This is a genomic window from Halomonas sp. SpR1, from assembly GCF_031010175.1.
Lineage (GTDB): Bacteria > Pseudomonadota > Gammaproteobacteria > Pseudomonadales > Halomonadaceae > Vreelandella.
The window spans coordinates 47,124-69,976 of the sequence record NZ_JAUAMB010000005.1 but is presented as its reverse complement, the minus strand read 5'-3'; the positions used below and the strand labels follow the sequence as shown (position 1 = coordinate 69,976).

General features: G+C 53.8%; 21 protein-coding genes. 7 read left to right on the top strand and 14 right to left on the bottom strand.

Annotated features, from left to right (window positions below):
• Positions 1-15: 15 nt before the first annotated feature.
• Both QT231_RS05585 and QT231_RS05580 read left to right on the top strand, forming a co-directional pair.
• Positions 16-873, top strand: a complete 858-nt coding sequence (locus QT231_RS05585) for a universal stress protein (RefSeq protein ID WP_308335931.1) — start codon at positions 16-18, stop codon at positions 871-873.
• A 107-nt stretch (positions 874-980) separates the two neighbouring features.
• On the top strand, positions 981-1,445 hold the full coding sequence (locus tag QT231_RS05580; RefSeq protein WP_308335930.1) for a hypothetical protein: 465 nt from the start codon (positions 981-983) through the stop codon (positions 1,443-1,445).
• A gap of 16 nt (positions 1,446-1,461) precedes the next feature.
• Here QT231_RS05580 and QT231_RS05575 read toward each other — a convergent pair whose 3' ends face one another.
• The 8 genes from QT231_RS05575 to crcB form a co-directional block, all read right to left on the bottom strand.
• Complete coding sequence (locus QT231_RS05575) at positions 1,462-3,567, bottom strand: UvrD-helicase domain-containing protein (RefSeq protein ID WP_308335929.1); 2,106 nt, start codon at positions 3,565-3,567, stop codon at positions 1,462-1,464.
• A 61-nt stretch (positions 3,568-3,628) separates the two neighbouring features.
• Positions 3,629-3,862, bottom strand: a complete 234-nt coding sequence (locus QT231_RS05570; RefSeq protein WP_308335928.1) for a hypothetical protein — start codon at positions 3,860-3,862, stop codon at positions 3,629-3,631.
• Positions 3,863-4,217: 355 nt separating this feature from the next.
• A complete protein-coding gene (locus QT231_RS05565; protein WP_308335927.1) occupies positions 4,218-4,685 on the bottom strand; it encodes an S-ribosylhomocysteine lyase in 468 nt (155 codons plus the stop codon).
• A gap of 99 nt (positions 4,686-4,784) precedes the next feature.
• Positions 4,785-6,008, bottom strand: a complete 1,224-nt coding sequence (metK, locus tag QT231_RS05560) for a methionine adenosyltransferase (RefSeq protein ID WP_308335926.1) — start codon at positions 6,006-6,008, stop codon at positions 4,785-4,787.
• 65 nt (positions 6,009-6,073) lie between these two features.
• Positions 6,074-7,231, bottom strand: coding sequence for a cyclopropane fatty acyl phospholipid synthase (gene cfa, locus QT231_RS05555; protein WP_308335925.1), 1,158 nt, complete (start codon positions 7,229-7,231; stop codon positions 6,074-6,076).
• A gap of 389 nt (positions 7,232-7,620) precedes the next feature.
• Positions 7,621-8,580 carry an arsenic resistance protein gene (locus tag QT231_RS05550; RefSeq protein ID WP_308335924.1) on the bottom strand — a complete coding sequence of 320 codons (960 nt, stop codon included), beginning with the start codon at positions 8,578-8,580 and terminating at the stop codon, positions 7,621-7,623.
• 60 nt (positions 8,581-8,640) lie between these two features.
• Positions 8,641-9,027 (bottom strand): CrcB family protein, encoded by a 387-nt coding sequence (locus QT231_RS05545; protein WP_308335923.1) that lies wholly within the window; start codon positions 9,025-9,027, stop codon positions 8,641-8,643.
• The gene (crcB, locus tag QT231_RS05540) at positions 9,024-9,410 is read right to left on the bottom strand and encodes a fluoride efflux transporter CrcB (protein ID WP_308335922.1); all 387 of its coding nucleotides are present in this window, start codon (positions 9,408-9,410) and stop codon (positions 9,024-9,026) included. The genes QT231_RS05545 and crcB overlap by 4 nt, the downstream gene beginning before the upstream one ends.
• Before the next feature lie 170 nt (positions 9,411-9,580).
• Between crcB and QT231_RS05535 the strand changes: the two genes are divergently transcribed.
• Entirely contained in the window at positions 9,581-10,435 is an 855-nt protein-coding gene (locus QT231_RS05535) for a universal stress protein (RefSeq protein ID WP_308335921.1), read from the top strand.
• A 9-nt stretch (positions 10,436-10,444) separates the two neighbouring features.
• Here the strand turns inward: QT231_RS05535 and QT231_RS05530 are convergent, their stop codons facing one another.
• The gene (locus tag QT231_RS05530) at positions 10,445-11,641 is read right to left on the bottom strand and encodes an MFS transporter (protein WP_308335920.1); all 1,197 of its coding nucleotides are present in this window, start codon (positions 11,639-11,641) and stop codon (positions 10,445-10,447) included.
• A gap of 66 nt (positions 11,642-11,707) precedes the next feature.
• Here QT231_RS05530 and QT231_RS05525 point away from each other — a divergent pair, with 66 nt between their 5' ends.
• Entirely contained in the window at positions 11,708-12,049 is a 342-nt protein-coding gene (locus tag QT231_RS05525) for a TraR/DksA family transcriptional regulator (protein WP_308335919.1), read from the top strand.
• An 18-nt stretch (positions 12,050-12,067) separates the two neighbouring features.
• Here QT231_RS05525 and QT231_RS05520 read toward each other — a convergent pair whose 3' ends face one another.
• A complete protein-coding gene (locus QT231_RS05520; protein ID WP_308335918.1) occupies positions 12,068-13,753 on the bottom strand; it encodes a 2-isopropylmalate synthase in 1,686 nt (561 codons plus the stop codon).
• A gap of 211 nt (positions 13,754-13,964) precedes the next feature.
• Between QT231_RS05520 and QT231_RS05515 the strand changes: the two genes are divergently transcribed.
• Together QT231_RS05515 and QT231_RS05510 are read left to right on the top strand one after the other, a co-directional pair.
• Positions 13,965-14,450: an Lrp/AsnC family transcriptional regulator gene (locus QT231_RS05515; RefSeq protein ID WP_308335917.1), complete on the top strand. Its 486-nt coding sequence runs from the start codon at positions 13,965-13,967 to the stop codon at positions 14,448-14,450.
• A gap of 72 nt (positions 14,451-14,522) precedes the next feature.
• Complete coding sequence (locus QT231_RS05510; protein WP_308335916.1) at positions 14,523-14,879, top strand: RidA family protein; 357 nt, start codon at positions 14,523-14,525, stop codon at positions 14,877-14,879.
• A gap of 221 nt (positions 14,880-15,100) precedes the next feature.
• On the opposite strand, the gene QT231_RS05505 is transcribed toward QT231_RS05510, so the two are convergent.
• From QT231_RS05505 to QT231_RS05490, 4 genes are all read right to left on the bottom strand, one after another.
• On the bottom strand, positions 15,101-15,964 hold the full coding sequence (locus tag QT231_RS05505; protein ID WP_308335915.1) for a MurR/RpiR family transcriptional regulator: 864 nt from the start codon (positions 15,962-15,964) through the stop codon (positions 15,101-15,103).
• A complete protein-coding gene (locus tag QT231_RS05500) occupies positions 15,964-17,736 on the bottom strand; it encodes an EAL domain-containing protein (RefSeq protein ID WP_308335914.1) in 1,773 nt (590 codons plus the stop codon). The genes QT231_RS05505 and QT231_RS05500 overlap by 1 nt, the downstream gene beginning before the upstream one ends.
• Positions 17,733-19,970 (bottom strand): ATP-binding protein, encoded by a 2,238-nt coding sequence (locus tag QT231_RS05495; protein WP_308335913.1) that lies wholly within the window; start codon positions 19,968-19,970, stop codon positions 17,733-17,735. The genes QT231_RS05500 and QT231_RS05495 overlap by 4 nt, the downstream gene beginning before the upstream one ends.
• Before the next feature lie 88 nt (positions 19,971-20,058).
• Positions 20,059-21,414: an aldehyde dehydrogenase family protein gene (locus QT231_RS05490; RefSeq protein ID WP_308335912.1), complete on the bottom strand. Its 1,356-nt coding sequence runs from the start codon at positions 21,412-21,414 to the stop codon at positions 20,059-20,061.
• A 225-nt stretch (positions 21,415-21,639) separates the two neighbouring features.
• Between QT231_RS05490 and QT231_RS05485 the strand changes: the two genes are divergently transcribed.
• A complete protein-coding gene (locus tag QT231_RS05485) occupies positions 21,640-22,788 on the top strand; it encodes a GNAT family N-acetyltransferase (RefSeq protein WP_308335911.1) in 1,149 nt (382 codons plus the stop codon).
• Positions 22,789-22,853: the final 65 nt, after the last annotated feature.

The window sequence follows — 22,853 nt, the reverse complement described above, 5'->3', positions numbered from 1 at the left end:
GACAAGGAGAGCGATATGTCAGAACAGGTATTAGCCGCCATTGACGGCTCCCAGTTTTCCGAAGGTGTGTGCGATTACGCCGCCTGGGCAAGCTTGGCCATGGATGCAGCGTTAGCCTTTGTGCATGTGGTCGACAACCACTCAGAAGTACCCGAAGAGCAGAACCTGTCCGGCAACCTGCGTTTCGGGGCCCGCGAACGGCTGATGAAAGAGCTTTCTGAGCTTGATGAGCAGCGCGCTAAGGTCAATCGCGAACAGGGCAAGCTAATGCTGGAAGCGGCCAAAACGCGAGCTTTGGAAGATGGCATCAGTGATCCTATTACCCGCCAGCTCAACGGTACCCTGGTTGAAACGCTAGTAGAACTTGAAAAAGACGTACGGTTGCTGGTGTTGGGTAAGCGCGGAGAAACTGCCCACCAGGCCAGTGGCCACCTCGGTTCTAACCTTGAGCGGGTAGTGCGTGAAATGCACCGCCCGATCCTGATGGTGCCACAAACATTCAAGCGTCCAGAAAAGATTCTGGTAGCGTTTGATGGTAGCAAAACGGCCCGCAAGGGCGTTGAAATGCTGGCGCGGTCACCGCTATTTACAGGCACCGAATGCCACGTGCTCATCGTGGGTGCAGAGACGGCTGAACGCCGCTCAGAGCTAGAGTGGGCGTTAAATACGTTGCGTGACGGCGGCCATCAAGCCGAAGGCGCTATTCGTGCAGGTGAAGTAGACGAAGCACTACAGGCTTACGAAAAAGAGCACAGCATTGATCTGCTGGTGATGGGCGCCTACGGGCACTCGCGTATTCGTCACCTGCTGGTTGGCAGTACCACTACGGCGATGCTACGCGGGAGCCGCATACCGGTGCTGATTCTGCGCTAAAGCGCACTGAAAATAGCGCAAAAAAGTTCGCTCGCATTGCGTAGTTTACCCCGCAGCCGGCCCTCACTTATTGAGCGTGCCGGCTTTTTTGTTCTAAGGAGACGCTAATGAAAACTTGGCAGCTCAATAAAACACACATCATAATAAATCAAGCGGATATCGATGTTTCGCTAGAAAATGCATGCGTAGTGCCTGCTAAACAAGAGCAAATAAACGCCTTGGGCAGCAGCGTTATTGGTGAGGCCTGGATGCTCTCGCAACCATTTCAGGAGGAGGGGGCAGCGGTAATTAAATTTGCACCGCCCCAAAGCAGTAATAGTGATACTAAAACGCTGGCTTTATGGGCCAAGGGCTACCGTAAAATTATTATGGTGGCCGAACGCGAAGAACTTGCTACGCTTTCTATTCCTTTGCCTGGCGTCAATTCTCATGTTCCAGGCGGTATAGAGGCTGTTCGGGAAGCTGTCTTGGCTTTGAGTGATCAGCTGCAACACGCGAAACACCTGCACCACTTACACCTTTATGTTTCCGATGAAGAGAGCGTATGGTCGTTATTCAAATCGTCGTTGTGATCTATTTTTTTGAGCATCACGCTGCTTGAAACTGATGGCTTTCCAGCTTTGCGATAAACGTCGAGGGTGCGTCATGATAAGTAAGATCAAGCTGGTGCATCGCCCGTGTGCAGGCCACGTAGAGTAAGTTGCGCTCCATATCCGTCGCATAATGGGCGGCCGTTACCTCGGGCACAATGACGCGGTCAAATTCCAAGCCCTTCGCCATATGGGCAGTACAGATAATAATGCCCTGTCCAAAAGCGGTGCTTTGCTCAGTGAGTAACTGTAGCTTATCGAACTGTCCTTCTAACGCTTTAAAAACGAGACTGGCCTGCTTTTGGGTTTTGCACACAATCCCCAAGGTGTTATGCGTTGAGGCTGTAAAGTCATGGGCTAGTTGCTGAATGGCTGTATGCGATTGCTTACGTGAGTTGCAGCGGTGAATAGCAGGCGGCTTACCATGACGCTCGATCGGCTCCAGATCGGGGTTATAGGCGATATGCTGGGCGAAGCGAGAGATCTCGATACTCGAGCGGTAGCTTTTATTCAGCGTCACGTACATGGACTGACGCAGCACCTGGCGTATCTGCTCGGCTTTCGAGGCGCTATAGGGGTTAACCGATTGGTAGCTATCGCCTAGCACGGTTTTTTTGCAACGAAACAGCTGACCAATCACCGCGTACTGGACTGGCGTATAGTCCTGCATTTCATCGATTAACAGATGTTTGGCATTCCGCCAGCGGGAGTGCACGCCCTCTAAGCGCATCTTTAGGTAGATCAGGGGGAATACATCGGCATACTCAAGGCGCCCCCGGGAAGCCGTTTTGAACAGTTCGGGTTTACCCAGCCAAGTGTAAAACTCCTTGTAGGTCTCGCGCAGGGTTTTCTGTTTTAGCATGCCCTTAATGGTGGCTTTTAGCGTCTTGCGCTCGTCGGGCTCTAAATCATAGTTATATTGATTGCCAATTTTACGCTCTATTTCCCAGCTCACCTGCCCTAGGCGTTCATTGGTGGGTAAGTTGCGATGTTTTTTAAATACCTCCTCCAGTAACCAGCCAGGCACTAAGCGCCGGGCAATCCAAATATCTTCAGCCGTGAAACGCTTTGCCTCAACTTCGGCTGCATAACGATCGAGCTCTTTAAGGAATTCTGGCGAGGCTTTGAAATGCAAGCGCGCTTTCATGGCCTCGTCATTTTTTTCCAGTAGCGCCGTGGTCTGTTCAAAAAATGTCTCGAAACGATACTGACTGTTGAGCAATTCATCGGCAAGGGTCTCCATTCCCACCTGATTTACGGTCTCTTCACCCAGTTCGGGCAGTACGTTGGCGATGTAGTCGGAAAACACCTGGTTGGGGGAGATAATCAAGATATCTTCTGAGCTAAGCGTGTCTTTAAATCGATAAAGCAGAAAAGCAATTCGGTGTAGCGCAATCGAGGTTTTTCCGGAGCCTGCCACTCCCTGAATAATCAAAGTATGGGCTTCGTCGTTACGGATAATCGCATTTTGATCACGCTGAATGGTGGCGACGATGTTTTTCATCGTGTCGTCAGACGCTTGACTCAGCGTATCTTGAAGCACGTCATCGACCACATGCACATCGCTATCGATCATCAGCTCGATGTTGGCTTTTTTGATTCTGAATTGACGCTTAAGGGTGATATGACCGCTAATTTCGCCCTTCGGGCTTTGGTAGCTGGCTGGTCCGGTTTCGTAATCGTAAAATAGTGATGCAATGGGTGCCCGCCAGTCGTGTACACGGCTTTGACCGGCTAAGTCGTCATAAAAGTGGTGAATGCCGATATAAATCGGTACGGGGGATGCTTCAGGGGAGCCTTGGTGGGTAAAATCGAAACGCCCAAAGTAGGGGGAATGTCTGAGTTTTTCGAGCTTATGGCGGCGTGCCAGCGCATTATCGCCGGTCATCACCGCCTGCTCAATTGACTCGCGGGCGGAGATTTTCTCAATGTGATCCATCTCATCCCGGCTTGTCCATAAATACTCTTTCTGGGCCTGTATATCCTCTGCATAAGCCGCTAAGCGCTGATTTATCTCCTCTATGTTCATGTCAATGCGTTCAAGGGTGTGCATTAATTGGCGGTGTTCAGCGTCTCGTTGGGAGGTCTCAGTTTTAGTATCCATGGTGCCTGTTAAGTAAGAAAATAGTGATGTTGTATCGGACTGAAAAGGCCGTTAGAAAAGCTTATTCATCCATGTAACGCCAAGCCTGCACGCCGCGCACCAAGGCGCGGTTGGTAACGCTCAAAAACCGACCGCGCTCTAAAATAGCCGATGTTACGCCAGCACCATGGATATCGCGATAAACCACTAGCAGTGGGGCTTTGTCATTGGTGGGTAAATAGCTGTGCACACTAGTCCAGTCGGTGGACGTCGTTAGCTCGTCGATGTTGGGGAGAAAGGTATTTTGTACTTGCATGGTTACTCCACTCACAGGTAGGTGTCGGCAAGTTTATTGCGTTACTAAACGCAATAAATGCATCGGGTCGTCTGGGTGGAGTAGCGCTAGGGTGGGGTAGGGCAGAAGCTGTTGTGTAACCGTGCCATTGAGTTGCCTCATGCAGTTACCAGCGACCTTAAGCAAAGGTATCTGGGGTAGGTTGAAGCGAAATCTTACTACGATTGACCGCTAGTCAGGTTTGATGTTCCGTAGGATGTTTTTACCGCAAGAGTAGGCCAAGCGCTGTGATGTGAATTCGTCAAGCGCTTGGGCCATACCCAGCATAAGGGATCAATAAACGGGTTTACCTTGTGACGCTAAATGCAGCCACGTTTTAGGCGAAGACCTGTGTCCATTCACTGCGCTTTTCAAGCAACTCACTAGCAAGCGCTTGCGCGCCTTTTAAACTATGGCTAGCAGCCCAGCCGCACTGCATTTCGTTGCAAGCCGGGACTTCGGTGGCTATTAAGACATCTTCCAACGTTTGCTCGATAATGCTGAGGACATCGTCGTAATCATCATGATTGATCATCGCGATATAGAAACCGGTTTGACACCCCATCGGACTGATATCAACGACCTTATCGGTATGATTACGCGAAAGTTCAGCCATTAGGTGTTCCAGTGAGTGCAGCGCAGGCATTTCCATGTGGGCTTGGTTGGGTTGGCAAATGCGTAAGTCATATTTATGAATACGGTCGCCGTTCTGACCTTCTTTAATATCGGCTAGGCGCACATAGGGAGCTTTAACCTTGGTGTGATCCAAGTTGAAACTCTCGACGTTCATTTTCTGTTCAGTCATCTGTGGATATCCTGTGGCTAATAGGTGCGTAGGCTGTGGCTTATAGGCAGATTGATCAATAAAGCTCAGCCTACGGCACCTTTATAGAGTGAATTATCGTTAAAGCTGGGCTGCTTGGCGCAGTGCATCGGCTTTATCTATTCTTTCCCAAGGGAAAGCGGTGAATGTTTCCACCTGTGCTTCGCCTTTATCGTCGACCCAATGGTAGCTATGCTCAAACGGTTCGCGCCCAAAATGACCGTAGGCAGCGGTGAGCTGATACATGGGGTGTAGCAAATCGAGCATCGTGGTAATGGCAAAGGGTCTAAGGTCAAAATGCTTCCGAACAAGGCTTACAATCCTGGCATCGTCGATGGTGCCGGTACCAAAGGTGTCAATGGCCACAGACGTCGGTTCTGCGACACCGATTGCGTACGAAATTTGTATTTCACACTTATCGGCTAACCCTGCGGCGACAATATTTTTAGCGACATAGCGGCCCGCGTAAGCAGCACTGCGGTCAACCTTTGAGGGGTCTTTGCCTGAGAATGCACCACCGCCGTGGCGGGCCATGCCGCCGTAGGTATCAACGATGATTTTTCGGCCGGTAAGGCCGCAATCACCTACCGGGCCGCCAATCACAAATTTACCTGTGGGGTTAATATGGTATTGGGTATTTTCATCCAGCCACTCGGCGGGCAGCACTTGCTCAATGACTTCGTGTTTAATAATGCTGCGAAGCTCCTCCTGATCAATGCTGGGGTCGTGCTGCGTGGATAGCACCACGGCATCAACGCCACAGGGCATGCCCTTTGCGTTGTAGCGGAAGGTAACCTGGCTTTTGGCATCGGGACGAAGCCACGGCAATAAGCCATGTTGTCTGAGCTCTGCCTGACGCTCGACCAAACGGTGTGAATAGTGGATCGGCGCAGGCATAAACGACTCGGTTTCGTTGGTGGCATAACCAAACATTAACCCTTGGTCGCCAGCACCTTGATCTTCGGGCTTGCTGCGATCAACGCCCTGGGCAATATCCACGCTCTGTTTGCCGATAAGATTCACGACTCCGCAGGTGGCGCCATCAAAACCAACGTCAGAAGAGTTATAGCCAATGTTGGTGATTACGTCGCGGACGATCATTTCAAGATCGACCCATGCCGAGGTGGTGATTTCACCAGCGATAATTGCGACCCCGGTTTTAACCATGGTTTCACAAGCCACCCTTGCCTGCTTGTCACGGGCGATAATGGCATCTAATACAGCATCGGATATTTGATCGGCAATTTTGTCGGGATGTCCCTCTGAAACGGATTCGGATGTAAATAGGGTGAAGGTGTTATGCATTAATGTAGTCCAATTATCGAAATATGAGTCGTGGCGAATTTTTGAGCGTAAGCATCGATAACAATTTAGCTGACGCGCTCGTAGCCACCGGTAACACCCTTTTTACTGAGTACGAATTGCCAAAGCTGTATGTCACGCGCGCGGAAAGCACCGGCGCAGCTCAGTAGGTAGTAGCGCCACATACGATAAAAGCGCTCGCTGAACTGATCTTTAAATTGGGGCCAGCGGTCTTCAAAATTTTTGTGCCAAGCCATCAGCGTACGATCGTAATCCGCCCCAAAGTTATGCACATCCTCTACCACAAACAGCGATTCTGCCGCGTTGGTCACTTGGGCAAGCGCAGGCAATTCACCATTGGGGAAAATATATTTATCGATCCAGGGGTCTGGGGAAGTATTACGTACATTTTTGCCAATGGTATGCAGCAAGAAGAGGCCGTCATCTTTTAAACAGCGATTGGCTACCTTCATATACTCGCGATAGTTCTTGCGGCCAACATGCTCGAACATGCCAACGCTCACAATGCGATCAAACTGCTCGGTCTCATCGCGGTAATCTTTTAGCCGGAACTCAACCGGTAGCCCGCTCTGCATTAGCTGCTTGCCGTACTCGGTTTGCTCTTTGGAGATGGTCAATCCTACGCACTCAACGCCGTAATATTCGGCGGCGTAGGCCATAAAACTACCCCAACCGCAGCCGATATCCAGCACGCGCATGCCGGGTTTTAGCTCAAGCTTGCGGCAGATAAGATCCAGCTTTGCTTCCTGCGCTTCGTCCAGGGTTTGGGCATCTTTCCAGTAGCCGCAGGTGTAGGTCATACGCTTATCTAGCATGGCCGCGTAAAAATCGTTGCCAAGGTCATAATGCGCTTCGCCTACCTGAAACGCACGCTTAGCGGTTTGTAAGTTAACTAAGCGTGTTTTTAGGTGGTGAAATACCAACTTGCTGTGATTGACCTGATCTGGCAGCCGTGCACGCATCAGTTTGAAAAAGAACTCATCGAGGTGTTCAGCGTCCCAATCACCGTCCATATAACGCTCGCCGAGGCCGAGATTGCCTCTTGCTAAGGCGTCTTCTATTACCCCATGGGCATTTAGCTGTATATCCCAGGGACGATCACCATTGATCTGAATATCTGCTTTTTCAAGCAGGCTAGCCACAAATCGCTGGGAGGAGGAGGTTTCGTCGAAGAATGCCGTATGGGGGAGGGGGAAATTTTGCAATGCAGTAGCCCTGTTTGAAGATTAAAAAAAACTTACCGATCAAGGGGTAAGCACTTTCTGTCTGCTATTCAAACAAAGCTCAGGGTGGGTCAGTAGTCATCGTTGCCAGCACTTATTGCATTTGCCAATGAGTAGCCGATTGTTTTTCATGTGTTTAGGCATGAGAAGCAATCAGACGGTGTGCATAAATGTCAGGCAAAGAGCTAGGGTGGAGTCATCAACCCTGAGAGTTGGTGTGGCATGGTTTATGATCCTGTTGATGAGTTCAATCGACAGCGAAAGCCTTCAATAGAGAAGTCTAGTAGCCAGGAATCGCATCCGTAATGTTAGCAGATTAAAGATCTATTGGCACCCTGGAGCCACTGGGCCATAGACGCTATAGAGAATAACTATGTATGCGCTGGCAATAGCTTGCTAGGCACCCAGCGTAAGAACGCCACCATGCCAAATAGCTCTACCAGAGATTGAAACACCACCACCACGACCGCTGCCTGCCAGGCGTTAGGCAGTGTCAGGGCAATGGGCAGCATCACAAAAGAGTTACGCGTACCAAAACTAAACGCCAGGGTTCGGGCGCTAGCGGTTGGCAGTTTGAATAGTTTGCCAAGCCCCTTACCCAACAGCGCTGCAAAGAGTAAAAAGCCGATAAAAATAAACACTACCTGAACTAATACCTGGCTAAGTCCCAGCACCGTATTAATTTGCGAAGCAGCGATGATGAACACCACTAACGCCAATAAAGGTACCGGCAGTAACCCCAGGTTATGTACGCTACGTTCAACTACTTTATGTCGTTGGGCGGTGTATTCGGTTAACCAGGCTAGCGCTAAGGGCGTAAGGATAAGCCCCGCAAAAGCGCTGAGCAGCTCGGTCGAAAGTGTCAGCTGAAACCACTCACTGCCTAAAAACAGCCACAGATAAATCGGTAACGCGACCATCTGAACCAGCAGCAGTAACGGAGCGGCGGCAACGGCCCGGGCAGTATCCCCTTTACCTAAGTGCGTGAAAGTAATAAACCAATCGGTACAGGGCACCAGCAGTACCAGTAAAACGCCAGCCAATACTGCAGGAGAGAGCGGCAGCCAAAGAACCAAAAGCGCTAAAAAGGCGGGAATGGCGATAAAGTTACCGACCATTAGCGCTGCCATAAAGCGTGTGTCTTTAAAGCTACTGGCAATACGTAGCAGTGGGATCTGGGTAAAGGTAGCGTAGAGCAGTAGGCCGAGCAGTGGCCAAAGCAGCCGTTCGAGCTGCCCAGCAAATATCGGCGCCTCGACGCCTAGCGCCAACCCCAAACCAATGAATAGTAGGTAGAGCCAAGACTGATGCTTTTCCATTTGATCGCGCATCTGGCTAATCCTGTGGCCGACGGTTATCTATTAAGACTGTTGTGTATTCATACTGGCTTGCTAGCGATAAAGCGCTATGCGCTCACCCACCACGGCGGCGCCCAACCAAAGGGGCAGGCTAACCACAATATAAACCAGCGCTATCCATGGTTGGCCTAACTGCACCAGATGTAATGTCTCTAAGCTAAACAGTGAAAAGGTGGTAAAACCGCCGCAAAAGCCAGCGACCAGTAATGGCTGTAACGGCGCCAACTGGCCGTGTGGGAAGCGCGAGATAGTCGCGGCCAGCCAGCCAATCAGGCAGGAGCCCAGTACGTTGACGATGAGTGTACCCCAGGGAAAATACCCCCCCAGCGCCGCCTGGGAGAGCAGTGAAACGCTATAGCGCAGCACGCTGCCCAGTCCACTACCTAACCCTACAGCTAAATAGGCTTTCCATGCACTCATAGCGAGCCCCCCGATACCATCCAGCCCAAAGCGACCATCGCCAAGCCCAATAGCAGTGTGGCACCTACGTTAATCGCAGCACGAAGTGCCTGACCGCCCTGCCAAAGCTCAAGGGTTTGTAAGCTAAAAGAGGAAACGGTGGTATAGCCGCCCAGCAGGCCAGCCACGGTGAAGAGCCATAAAGGCGAGGGGAGGCTGGCTAGCCCTTGACTGCCGAGCAGCCACCCGGCAAAAAAGGCGCCGCTGGCGTTAACTGCCAAGGTGCCCCAGGGGAAAGCCTTGCCAAAATGACGGGCCATTAGATTGGAGATTGCAAACCGCCCCATGCCACCTAGCGCACCACCAAGCGCGACTAACAGCACGCTTGTTAGACCATACCCCATGCGTCCCCCATTGGTGCTTACTTAAATAGGCTGCTAAGTCTAGCATGCACATTTTATCGCGTCAGAATTGCATGAAAGAACGTTTTAGGCTGTCGCTGGTCAATGAGTTCGTGTAGAAAAGGAAGAGAATAACAATAACGTTGATGCACCCGCTCAAGGAGAAGTAACCCATGTCAGATCGCGTGTTGGCAGCTATCGATAGTTCTCAGTTTTCAGAAGGTGTGTGTGATTACGCAGTATGGGCTGCCAAAGCACTGGATGCACCGCTCAGTTATATTCATACCGTGGATAACCACGCCCAGGTGGCCGAACCCGATTTAACCGGTAATTTAGGCTTAGGAACCCGGGAACATCTGCTGGAAAAACTCTCCGGCATTGAAGAGCAGCATGCCAAGGTTTCCCGTGAACGCGGCCGCCTGCTGTTGGATGCCGCCAAGGAGCGTGCGGTCAACGCTGGTATTGCTGACCCTCTATGCTTGCAACGCAATGGCACCCTGGTAGAAACCCTGGTCGAGAACGAAAAAGACGTACGGCTTTTGGTGGTAGGCAAGCGTGGTGAGACGGCGCACCAGGCCAGCGGCCATTTAGGTTCCAACCTTGAGCGCGTGGTGCGGGAAATGCACCGACCGATTCTTATGGTGCCCAAACAGTTTACTCAACCGCACAACGTGATGATGGCGTTCGACGGCAGTAACACGGCCCGAAAAGGCGTCGAAATGCTGGCCAAAAGCCCCCTGTTTGAGGGAGCCACCTGCCACGTGGTGATTGTCGGCGCGGAAACCGCTGAAAACCGCTCGCAGCTAACCTGGGCACTGGAAACCCTGCGTGAAGCGGGGCACACTGCGGAAGGGGCCATACGCGCAGGCGAGGTGGAAGAGACGCTGCGTACCTATAAGCAAGAGCACGATATCGATATGCTGGTGATGGGGGCCTATGGCCACTCGCGGATTCGCCACCTGTTAGTCGGCAGTACCACCACCACGATGTTGCGTAAAGCGCAGTTACCGGTGTTGATTTTGCGCTGACGGAGGCATTTACTGCTCAGCGGTGATGTTGGATGCTTCCCGCAGTACGCGCTGGGCCAGCAGCCAACCGGCGATGATAAACCCTAGCATGCCCAATAGAAGTGCATGAAACGGAGCGCCTGCGCTGATGGCTAACCCCAGCACCGCAGGCGCGATGCCGGTGGAGAACACCATGGCAGCGCTAAGCGCGGAACGTACCCGACCCAGATGCTCAGCCCCCCATAGCTTAATCAACAGGCCAGAGGCAATTAGCTCCTGTGCGCCCATGGCCAACCCACCGCCTACCATCAGCGCCCAAATACTGATATTACCGCCGATGGTTAGCGCCATTAGCATAGCGATGGCGTAGGGCAACAGGTACAGACGTGCGAGCTTCACGGGCCCCAGTTTATCTACCCAGCGTCCTCCAAGGAGGGCGCCGGGTAGTTTGGCGATTCCCATGCCGGTCAGCGCCAGGGCATACACGGCCAACGAACTATCAAGGGCGTCGGTTAACTGGGCTTGATAAATAAACAGGCCCGTCATGGTAATGGGGAGCGCCATGAGCAGTGGCATGAGCAGCCAAAAGCGTTTTTCACGAAAGGGGCGAGGGCCGTGGGGCGTTTGTTTGGTCGGTTTAATGCCCGGTGCGCTGGGCCATGGCGCTTTGAGCAGCAGCCACAGCCAAGGCAGGGCGATGATGCCACACATCAGCCACCAGAATGTTTGCCAGCTGCTCCAGATGAGCGCAGCAGCCACCAAGGGGGGCAGCAGCGCTTCACCCAGCGGAATTCCCAGGTTCGCCAGCCCAATGGCACGGCCGCGCATGGTGGAAAACTCTCGGGCAGCGAGGGTGTTACCTAAATGGGTCAACATACCCTGGCCACATAGCCGCACTATCCCAAGGCCGACTATCCCCAGCCACCACCAGGGCGATAAGGTAAGCAGCACAACGCCGGTTAATAGCAGCGTCAAAACGATGGCCGCAAAGCGCCGGGGGTTAATCCAGTCAATGGTAGGCCCAAAGCGCAGCATGCAGAACCCCGCTATTAGGGTAACCACGGCATAGGCAGTGCCGAACTGGCCAACGCTGAGCCCGAGACTGTCTGAAAGAGGCGCTTGAAAAAGGCCAATAAAGTAGCTCTGCCCGAGGCTTGAGCTAAACATCGCTAGAAAAGCGATACTAAGTACGCTGCGGTGATCGCGCAGCAGGGTGCGATAGCCCATCGAATAGTCCCTTACGCGATCAAACAAATTAGTAGGTTAACGATTGTAGGCTAACTGGAGGCGCAGATGAATCACCCAGAGGTGGATATAGCCGTTATCCGTGAGAAATTGCTGACCCTTGATGCCACGCTCCGGGAGGAGAGCGCCAGCAGTGAAGACTCCCGGGATACGGTGATGCTGGATCAAACGTCGGTGGGTCGGCTGTCGCGCATGGATGCGATGCAGGGGCAGGCGATGGCCAAAGCAGGCGAGCAGCGCCGCCAGCTAAAGCTAAAGCAAATTGCCGCGGCCCTGCAGCGCATTGAGAGTGAAAGCTTCGGTGAGTGTATCGAGTGCGGCGAGTGGATTGGAGCCAAACGCCTCACCTGGGATCCGTTAGTGCTGAAGTGTATTGAGTGTGCTGATTAGGCTGTTAATCTTCGACGCTCACGCTTCGGCAGCAGCTTCTTTTTGCTGACGTTTTTCCATTGTTAGGGTTGAGTTAATGCCTGACAGCAGCGCTTTGAGCGACGCACTTACGGTGTCGCTATCTTCGGCCACCGCGCAGAGCCTCTGGCCATCGATATTGAGCTGGACGAAGGCGATGGCATTGGCTTCACTGCTGGCTCCCAGTGAGTGCTCGCTGTAATCGATAATTCCCACGCTGGTGCCGGAGTGGCGTTGCCATGCATCGGTAAACGCGGACATGGCGCCGTTACCTTTGCCAGAGAGGCGCAGCGTTTCGTTACCCCGTTGCAGTGTGACCTCAATGCCTTCCTGCTGACCTTTGGAAAGCCGGTAGTCGATAAGCGTGAGCGGTGCCTCTTGAGTGAAATGATTGAACATCACCTGACGAATCATTTCGCTGGAGAGCTCGCTGGCGCGCCGTTCGCTCTCCTGCTGCACGTAAGGCGCCAAGGCGAGCATCATCCAGCGGGGCAGATTAATGCCGTAATCGCGCTCCAGCAGGAAGGCCATACCGCCTTTGCCGGATTGACTGTTGACGCGAATCACCGCCTGGTAGTCGCGGCCGATGTCGTGGGGGTCGATGGGCAGATACGCCACTTGCCACGGCTCGTCGGGCTTTTGATGCTTGAGGGACTTACGAATCGCATCCTGGTGGCTGCCCGAGAAGGCGGTATATACCATTTCGCCCACCCAGGGGTGGCGGGGATGCATGGTAATACCGGTGCACTCGTGAACCACCTGAATGATTTCATCGGGGTTGGAGAGATCCAGTTGCGGATCGATGCCTTGGCTATAAAGGTTCATGGCCAGGGTGACGATATCCATATTGCCGGTACGCTCGCCGTTGCCCAGCAGGGTGCCTTCCACCCGTTCGGCTCCCGCCAGCAGGGCGAGCTCAGCGGAGGCGACGGCGCCACCCCGGTCATTATGGGTGTGCACCGAGATAATCACGCTGTCACGGCGGCTGATGTTCTGACAGAAGTACTCAATCTGGTCGGCGTGGTGGTGCGGCCCGGCCACTTCCACGGTGGTGGGTAGATTGAGAATGCACTTGTTCTCTGGCGTTGGCTGCCAGACATCCATCACCGCTTCGCAGATCTCCAGCGAGAAATCGATCTCGGTGCTGGAAAAACTCTCTGGGGTATACTCGAAACACCACTCAATGTCGGGGTACTTGTCGGCGTAGGTTTTGACCCAGGTGGCCCCTTGCACAGCGATATCGACAATTCCAGCGCGATCCATTTCGAACACGCGTTCGCGCTGAATGGTCGAGGTGGAGTTATATAGGTGAACAATAGCGCGCCTGGCGCCTACCAAGGAGGCAAAGGTCTTTTCGATCAGGTGTTCACGGCACTGCACGAGTACCGCAATAGTCACATCGTCAGGAATCTGATCCTCTTCGATCAGCCAGCGCACGAAGTCGTAATCGGGCTGGCTGGCCGAAGGAAAGCCGACCATGACTTCTTTAATGCCCACTTTAACGATCTGCTGCCAGAAACGCTGCTTCTGCTCAACGGTCATCGGCTCAAGCAGCGCCTGATTGCCATCGCGTAGGTCTTCGCTCACCCAGATCGGGGCGTGATCCAGGTCACGATCCGGCCATTGGCGGTTGAAGGCAGGCACGCGGGGCGCAGGACGATATTTGCGATGATCGAAAGCAGACATAGTGAACTTCCTGAAGTAGTGGTCTTCCTGAAATAACCGTTTTACGGATCGCGGCTGCTTGTGGCGGCCGTACTGAGTGATTGGCTGCTTTTGGCAACTCGTACAGTGTAAAGGGTTTGCTGCGCTAAGTTCTTGCGAAGATAGGGGGTATGAGGCAATATTTGGCAGGAAGTTTCTTTAATATTTTAGTTTTTAGCAGGAGCTGCCTTCTATGTCGGTGTCGCCACTGGTGTTGGATCGCTTTGATCGCCATATTTTGGATATTGTCCAGCAGGAGGGGCGCATCAGTAACCAGGAACTGGCTGATCGTATCGGGCTTTCGCCTTCGCCCTGTTTGCGCCGGGTACGGGCCTTGGAAGAGCACGGTTTAATCCTGAGCTACCGCGCGGAGGTCGATTCCCGCCAACTGGGCTATCAGCTAATGGCGCTGCTGCATATTTCCATGGATCAGCACACGCCGGAGCGCTTTGATAATTTTGAACGCCATATTCGTGACATACCTAATGTGATCGAGTGCCTGATCATTACCGGCCAGGCGGCTGACTTTCAGCTTAAGATTCTGGTGCGCGATATGGACGACTATCAGCACCTTTTGCTGCATGTGATTAACCGCATCGAGGGCGTTACCGGTGCGCATACCAGCTTTGTGCTGCGGCGGGTTTTTGAGCATCGCCCGGTGCCTACGGATCGGCTTTGATAGAGCAGGCATGGTCAAGGCTAAGCCTGGCAGTTTAAACTGCTTTTTTTCAACTTGTTAGGAGTTTGCACTATGACCATTCAACGTCACGATACAAAAGCCCGCATGAGTCGTGCGGTAATTCACCAGGGCGTGGCTTATCTGTGTGGCCAGGTGGCTGGCCCCGAGGCCCGCGACGGTGATATCACGGCCCAAACCGAAAGCATGCTGGCGCGGGTGGATGCGCTGCTGAAAGAGATCGGCTCAAGCCGTGAGCAACTGCTTAGCGCGACTATTTACCTGAAAGATGGCAGCGACTTTGCCGCGATGAATGAGGTGTGGGACAACTGGGTGCCAGAAGGCTACGCCCCAGCGCGCACCTGCGTATGCGCGCCACTGCCCGCTGATGAGCTTAAAGTGGAAATCACCGTCACCGCCGCAGTGAGCTAACTATTTGAGTTTCTATCGGTGCGAGTGCAGCTTTCCGCGAGGGCGCTGTGAACCCTTCCACGGGCGCTACTTCTGCCATCTGACCGCCATGGATGGCGGAAATGTCGGAACTGCAGGGAGCATTTTCCGACCATGGCAAAAGACCCTCGCTCCAACCTGCTCTCGCACCTGCTCCTGAGCGTAAATAGAACTAGATGTTTCCAATAGCTATTCAATCATACTCACTTCCCGGACTTTTCTACCGGAAAGCGGGTGTCGCGCAGGCTGTCTTTGATCTTCTTGAGGTGAGGTAAGAAGTCTTCACCACGCCGCAAGGTCACTCCAGTGGCTAGCGCATCAATCAGGGTTAACTGAATCACTCGCGACGTCATCGGCATGTAGTGGTCGGTGTCTTCGGGAGTGGCGACTTCAAGCGTGGCGGTACACTCGCTAGCCAGCGGTGAGTGGGGTGCGGTAATACCGAGTACCACGGCCCCGGCATCTCTTGCCAGGCGGGCGATATCCACCAACTCCCGGGTGCGCCCGGTGTAGGAGATAATCACCACCACATCCCCGGTGTGGCAAGCGGCGGCGACCATGCGCTGCATCAACACATCGATGTAGGCCATCACCGGCAGGTTGAAACGGAAGAACTTGTGCTGGGCATCCTGGGCCACTGCCCCGGAGGCGCCCAAGCCAAAAATGTGGATCTGCTTGGCCTGGGTGAGATAGTCGACCATTCGCTCGACGGCGCCCATATCGATTTCGCGCTGGGCTTGATCTAGGGCGGCGATGGTGGCGCCAAAAATTTTGTGGGTGTACTGGGTGGCCGAGTCGCCGGGCTCCACCGCACGGGTCACATAGGGCGTACCACCGGCTAAGCTCTGGGCCAGTTTGATTTTAAAATCAGGATAGCCTTTGGCGCCAAAGTTGCGGCAAAAACGGTTGACCGTGGGTTCGCTGACGCTTGCCGCCTGGGCAAGGCTAGCAATACTTAGACTGGTGGCGACCGTCGGGTCTTCAAGAATTACATTGGCGACTTTACGCTCCGAGCGGTTGAGTTCTTCTAAACGTTCGCGTAAGCGGTCAAGTAAGTCATGAGCCATTAACGGTCTCCGTATGGGAATAGGGAAAGTGGAGGTGTGGAGCAGAGCGGTTTCCATTCGCTGCACCACGCCACAAATGCCTCAGCAGGCAGTGGACGAGCGTAGAAGTATCCTTGCGCGGCTTCACAGCCGATAGAGCTTAAATAGGCTGCTTGGCCAGAGGTCTCAATGCCTTCCGCCACCACATCGCAGCCCACACTGTGGGCCAACTGGGTAATGGTATGCGCCAGTTGACGGTCAATCGCGCTGGTTTCCAGATCCATCACAAAAGCACGATCTATCTTAAGTGTCGAGAAGGGCAGCGTTTTAATATACGCCAGGGACGATTGGCCGGTGCCAAAATCGTCAATGGCGACGGCAATATTCATGTCGGCCAATTGGGCAAGCTGCTGGCGAGCGTGATTCATATCGCTCATCAGGCCCGATTCGGTCACTTCCAAGGCTAAGAAGCGTTGCGGTATTTGCCGCAGCTCAAGTCGGGCAAGCAGCTGTTGGGCAAAGTCTTTGCGGCTCAATTGGCGTGCGGCTACATTCACCGCGATATGGAAATCGTCGTTGAGCAGCCCCTGTGCCCGCCAAGTGCTGATATAGCGCATGGCTTCATCCAGCACCCAGTCGCCGATCGATAGAATATCACCGCTGGCCTCTGCTAACGGAATAAATTCGCCTGGAGAGATGAGTCCTAAATCCGGGTGCTGCCAACGTAGCAGCGCTTCCGCGCCTAGAATCTTATGGTCGGCTAGGGATAGTTTGGGCTGAAAGGCGAGCGACATCTCACCGCGCTCAGTGGCGCCACGTATCGACTGCTGAAGTTGCAGCCGATGCCGCTGCTTGGCTTCCAGCGCGGGAGTGTAGTGTTGAACCTTTAGCGACTCTACAGCCGGCAGCGCCAACGCCGCCATATGTACCAAACGTTCTGTCTCAAAGTAGCCTGCTGCGGCGCTAATGCCGATACGGGCACTGAGGGGAAGCAACAGCTCCTCCAGCGCCTGATCCTGTTCGAAACATTCGAGGAGTTGCTCAGCCAGGCGCAGCAGCTTGGTTGGGCTGGCCGTAGGGGTAATGACCAGCAGCTCGCTTCCTCCCCATAACCCGAGCAGGCACTCAGCATCGAGCTGTTGACGCAGCCGCTGGCTAATCAAACACAGTAGTTGATCGGCAACCCGGTAGCCGTGCAGCCGCACCACGTCATCGAGCTTATCAATAGCGATAAACAGTACTCCCGTGCCCGAGGCCTGTAGGGCAGCGGCGTGCAGCGCTTGGCTTAATCCACGCCGGTTGGGTAGCTGAATAATGGGATCAGTACGAGATTGGCGGTCTAACTCCTGGGTACGCTTGGCAACCATCAGCTCAAGAGTGTCGGCTTCCTTATCTCGCACTTGATAGCGGTGCTCGATGTTTAAGGTATTGCGTATGCGCTGTAAGACTTCATCCTGCCTGAACGGCTTGGTAATAAAATCGCGTACACCCATAGTCAGGGCGCGCTGGCGAGTAGCGTTATCAATTTGTGCTGTGAGCACGATAATCGGCGGCATCTGTTCGGCAAAGTGCGCCTTGAGCTGTTCAATGACCGCGTAGCCGTCTAGGTGCGGCATGCGGATATCCAACAGCAGTAGGTCTGGCAACTGCTGCTGGCAGTGGAGAAGCACCTCACGGGGGTCGTTGATCCCGTGGATATTTTCAAACCCATACTCGTCGAGAAGATCAAACATGAGCTCGATGTTAACCGTGCTGTCATCCACTATGAGCAGGTGTTTTTCAGTTAGGCTCATGGTTTCTTTCCTGACCCAGCCTGAATGAACTGGGCAATGGTAGCTTCTAGTTTATCAAGTTCGAGTGGTTTGGTGAGGTAGGCGTTAAAGCCCGCTTCCAGGCCGCGCTTGATGTCGCCGGGCATGGCATTGGCCGAGAGGGCAACCACCGGCAAGACTTGCAGCTGTGGGTCGCGGCGCATCGCTTCCAATGCCTGGTAGCCGTTCATGCCTGGCAGGTGGACATCCATGAGTACCAGGGCAGGCGAGCAGTGGCGCATTATTTCCAGGCCAATTTCAGCGCTGGGCGCAATCTGCAGCGTTATCTCGCCCATTTCTTCAATGATATCTTCCATTAGCCGCTGATTGGCGGGGTTATCCTCGATATAGAGCAGCGTAAAGGCGTTGCTGGGCTGGGCATGAACCGAATGGGGTACATTAGCAGCATCGGCGGTAGCATCTGGGTTAGCGGTGGGTAAGGTAAACCAAAAGGTGGCACCTTGACCGAGCTGGCTGTCTACCCCCATCTCGCCGTTCATACGCTCGATTAGCTCGCGGGTAATCGCTAGACCAATACCTGAACCTTCTATGCCGCCACCTTCTGCATCAAGGCGGTTAAAGGGTTCAAATAGCTCGTGCTGGCGTTCCGGGGCAATACCAGGGCCGGTGTCGGTCACGCTGATACGCACATGGTCGACTAAATGCGCCACGCTAATATCGATTGAGCCGTTGGGGCTGTTGTACTTAATCGCATTGGATAGCAGGTTTAACAGTATCTGTTTGGTGCGCGTGTAGTCGGCGTTTACCTGCCATTGATCATTGGGTGAGGTGTAGCGAAACTGGATGCCTGCCGCCTCGGCGCTGGCTTCCAGGGTGGTGCAAGCGTCGTTAAACACGTTGGCGAGAATAATCGGCTCGATGGAGAGCGTCATATGGCCTGCTTCGATCTTAGCCAAATCCAGCACCTCATTAATCAGGCTGAGCAGGTGCTGACCGCTCCTCTCGATTTGAGAGACCTGGCGTTGCTGCCTAACGCTTAGTGGTTCGCGGCGGCTATTGGCCAAAATCTGCGAGAAACCGATAATCGCATTGAGCGGGGTGCGTAGCTCGTGGCTCATCGACGACAGGAACTCGCTTTTCGCCCGGCTGGCAGTTTCTGCCTGGTCACGGGCGGCAGCCAGATCGCCCATGACCTGTTCGCGCTCGGCCATTTGGCTGTAAAGGTTGATCAACAGCGCACAGGTATTGGTAAACGGCTGTAGCCAGTCCAGCAGTGCTTGATTTAACGGTTGCTTGCTGTTGGCAATGCAGTACATGCCGATCAGCCGCTCGCCGCTGAAGATAGGCACGCCCAGGTAGTTATGAAACGGCGTGTCCGCGATGGGAAAACCGCTGCGTTTGATATGGGGAGCGATGTCGTCGCTAATGATCACTTCACCATAGGCGAAAACACGACCTAACATTGAGTCAGGGTTAGTGAGTGTCAAACTGCCATTACGCAACTGATCCATCAGGTCACGCGACTCTTCGTTCCATGATAGCTCGGTAATCGCATGAACTTTAAGTGCGTTGGTGGCGTTGGTCGGCAATACTTCGCCAATCAGTGCGTAGTCACTGTCGGTAAGTTCGCGCAGCGCCTCCATTAGAAATACCCACAGACGCTTTCCCGACATGAGTGCTTGATAGTCGGTAATACCTTGATGGAGGATTTTGAGCAGCTTTTGCTCTTTTTGCATTCTGCTGGCGGTCTGGGTGAGTTCCAACTGCAGCATATGTAGGCGAAACAACTCTTCAGCCTGACCCGCTAAACTGCCCAGTAGCTTTAATTCACGATCGCTGAACTGGCGCGGCTGGTGGTCAATAATGCATAGGGTACCAATGGCTATGCCTTGGAGAGGGCGTATGGGGAACCCCGCGTAAAAACGGATGCGCGGCGAGTCAGTGACCAGTGGGTTGTCTGCAAAGCGCTCGTCCTTATGAGTGTCTTCGATGACCAGCGGCCCATCAAGGACGATGGCATGGGCGCAGAATGAGACGGTTCGGTTGGTTTCGCACACATCAAGACCCTGGTGTGATTTAAACCACTGCCGCTCTTGATCGATTAACGACACTAAGGCGATAGGCACATCGAACAGGTCGCGGGCGAGTTGCGTCATGCGCTCAAACGCCTGGTCACTGGGTGTGTCGAGTATCTTTAAAGCATGCAAGGTCGCCAGGCGCTCTATTTCATTTTGAGGAGTGTCTGGGGCTTGCATGGCCATTCCAAAGTAGAGAATTATTAAAGTATTCTAAAAGGTCGTTAGCTTAATAGGTAATTACCTATCGGTTATTAATCTATCAGCTTTAGCCAAGACCTATAAGTTTTATTAACCAGCGCCGGTAAGGTGGATAAAGCATTCTGCTAGCTGAGCGTTTAGCTTGATAGAAGATGCCGCGCAAATGGCTAAAACGCTCGAAGCCATGACGACCATGGTAGGCCCCCGTGCCGCTCTCGCCGACGCCGCCAAAAGGTAAAGAAGGCACCGCGTGGTGGAGCAGTGTGGCATTAAACACTAGCGCACCAGAGCGTGTCGTTTGCAGTAACTGCTGCTGTAAGCCCTTGTTATGGGTAAAGGCATACAGCGCAAGAGGGTGGGGACGGGCATTCACATAGCGTATTGCCGCTGACATATCGCTCACACCAATTACCGGTAGGCAACGGCCAAAAATCTCGTCGCGCATCACCTGAAGCCCCTGGTGGGGGTCGATAATCAGCGCCGGAGCATGCGGGCCGTGATCAATGACTCTGCAGCCGTGGTCGTGGGCTTCTTGCAGCATGGCATCCAGCCGCTGCTGGTGGGTCGCATTAATCGCATGGGTAGCCGCGTTGTCATTGGGGCGCTGCTGTTGAATCGCCTCGCTTAACGCCTTAACCAGGGCACTAATATGGCGGCTTTCTACCAGCACGTAGTCGGGGGCGATGCAGGTTTGCCCGCCGTTCATGCCTTTACCAAAAATAATGTCCGCTGCCGCTTTAGCGAAATCCGCATCGCCTGCCACGATAGCGGGCGACTTACCACCTAGCTCAAGTGTCGTGGGGGTTAAGTTTGCTGCGGCGGCTTGGGCCACTTGTCGCCCTACCGAGCTGGAACCGGTGAACACCAGGTGATCGAACGGCAAGCCGCTAAACTGACGCGCCACGTCTACACCGCCTTCCACTACCTTGAGCTCTTCTGGGGTGAAGTATTGCGGCACCAGCCGTTGCAGCAGGGCGCTGGTGGCGGGGGAGTGCTCGCTGGGTTTGAGCATTACCCTATTACCGGCTGCAAACGCATCCACTATCGGCATTAGTGCCAGGCTCCAGGGGTAATTCCAAGGTGATATCACCCCGACAACGCCCAACGGCTGTGGCGCAATGCGTGCTCGGGCAGGCATTAACCGCCACGGCATACTGACTGACCAAGGGCGCATCCAACGCCATAGATGTAGCCTGGAATGGCGAATAGCGAGAAGCACCGCACTGATTTCAGCCATGCGTATTTCTACATCGCTGCGTTGGCCAAAATCCGTCTGAATCGCACGGATAATCTCAAGCTGGTGATGCTTGGTCATACGCGCTAGGCGGGCCAGCCTGTCGCGGCGTTCCGTTAGCGTCGGGTAGGGCATTTGATCGGCAGCCTGGCGCTGCGTTTGGAAGTCACCCGTTAAATCGCGCGTCATGGCCTTTCCTTATATGCCGTTATCGGCGTGGCGTTAACGTTTAGTACGGCAGTTCAATCGCCGCATCTGCTTGCGTTGGCATAGCCCTTGGATTTGGCCCGTTGATTAAGCCCTTTAATTTAGCCCGTTGATCTAGCCAGTGGGTATAGATGATTAGTGTAAACGGTTTATATAAACGGTTAGTGTAAAGTGGTCTTTTAGCCTCTACACGTTCGGGAAGGTGCTATGCCGTTACCCCCACTGTCGATCACTATTCTACCCACCATTGAGGCCGTTACGGCAAGCCAGTGGGATTCACTGGTAGATGACGATCAGCCATTTTTGCGTCACGCGTTTTTACACGCTCTGGAGGTCAGTGGATCTGTCAGCGTGGCCACGGGCTGGGAACCGTGCCACCTGAGTGTATGGCAAGACGAGCAGTTGGTCGCGGCGCTGCCTATGTATTGCAAGCATCACTCCTACGGCGAGTATGTGTTTGATTGGGGCTGGGCGGAAGCGCTGGAGCGCGCCGGGGGACGCTACTACCCTAAAGCCCTCAGCGCGGTGCCGTTTACACCGGTGCCAGGCAAGCGCACGCTAATCGCCAAGCACGCCGATGCCAGAGCCATCCGCGCAGTGCTGGCCAAAGCATGGCGGGAGCAGTGCGAAAGCCTTGATCTGTCTAGCTGGCACTTGCTGTTTGCCGATGAGGCGGATGTCACCGCCTGGCAGGCGCAGTGCCCCGAGTTGATCAGCCGTGAAGGCGTGCAGTTTCAGTGGCGTGATCGTGGCTTTGGTGACTTTGCGGGCTTTCTGGTCAGCCTGACCTCGAAACGGCGCAAAATGATCAAGCGCGAGCGGCGCTTGGTCGCCGATCAAGGCTTACAGGTAACGCGTTTGGAGGGCGACGCGATTACGCCAGGAGATATGGCGCATTTCTATCGCTGCTATGCGATTACCTACCATGAGCGTGGACGCCCACCTTATTTAAACCATGATTTTTTTGAGCGGCTGCGCCAAACCATGCCCGAGGCGCTGGTGCTGGTACAGGCTTGTGTTGAAGAGCGTCCGGTGGCGGCAGCGCTCTACTTTCGCGGCAGTAGTACGCTGTATGGTCGCTACTGGGGAAGCGAAGTGGTGGCTGACTGCCTGCATTTTGAGGCCTGCTACTACCAGGGGATCGAGTACTGTTTACAGCGTGGGTTAACGCTATTTGATCCAGGTACCCAGGGCGAACACAAGTTAATACGCGGCTTTGCCCCCCAGCGCGTCCGCTCGCTGCACTATATTAGCCACCCGGGGCTTGCCGCGGGGGTTGCCCAATTTTGTCATCAAGAGGGCGAACATGTGAGCGCCTACCGTGAGGCGGCCCATCAAGCGCTACCCTTTAAGTAGCTATTTAAGCTGCCATTTAAATGCGGCACGGCTCGCTGGTGTTGCGCCTTGATGGCATAATGCGC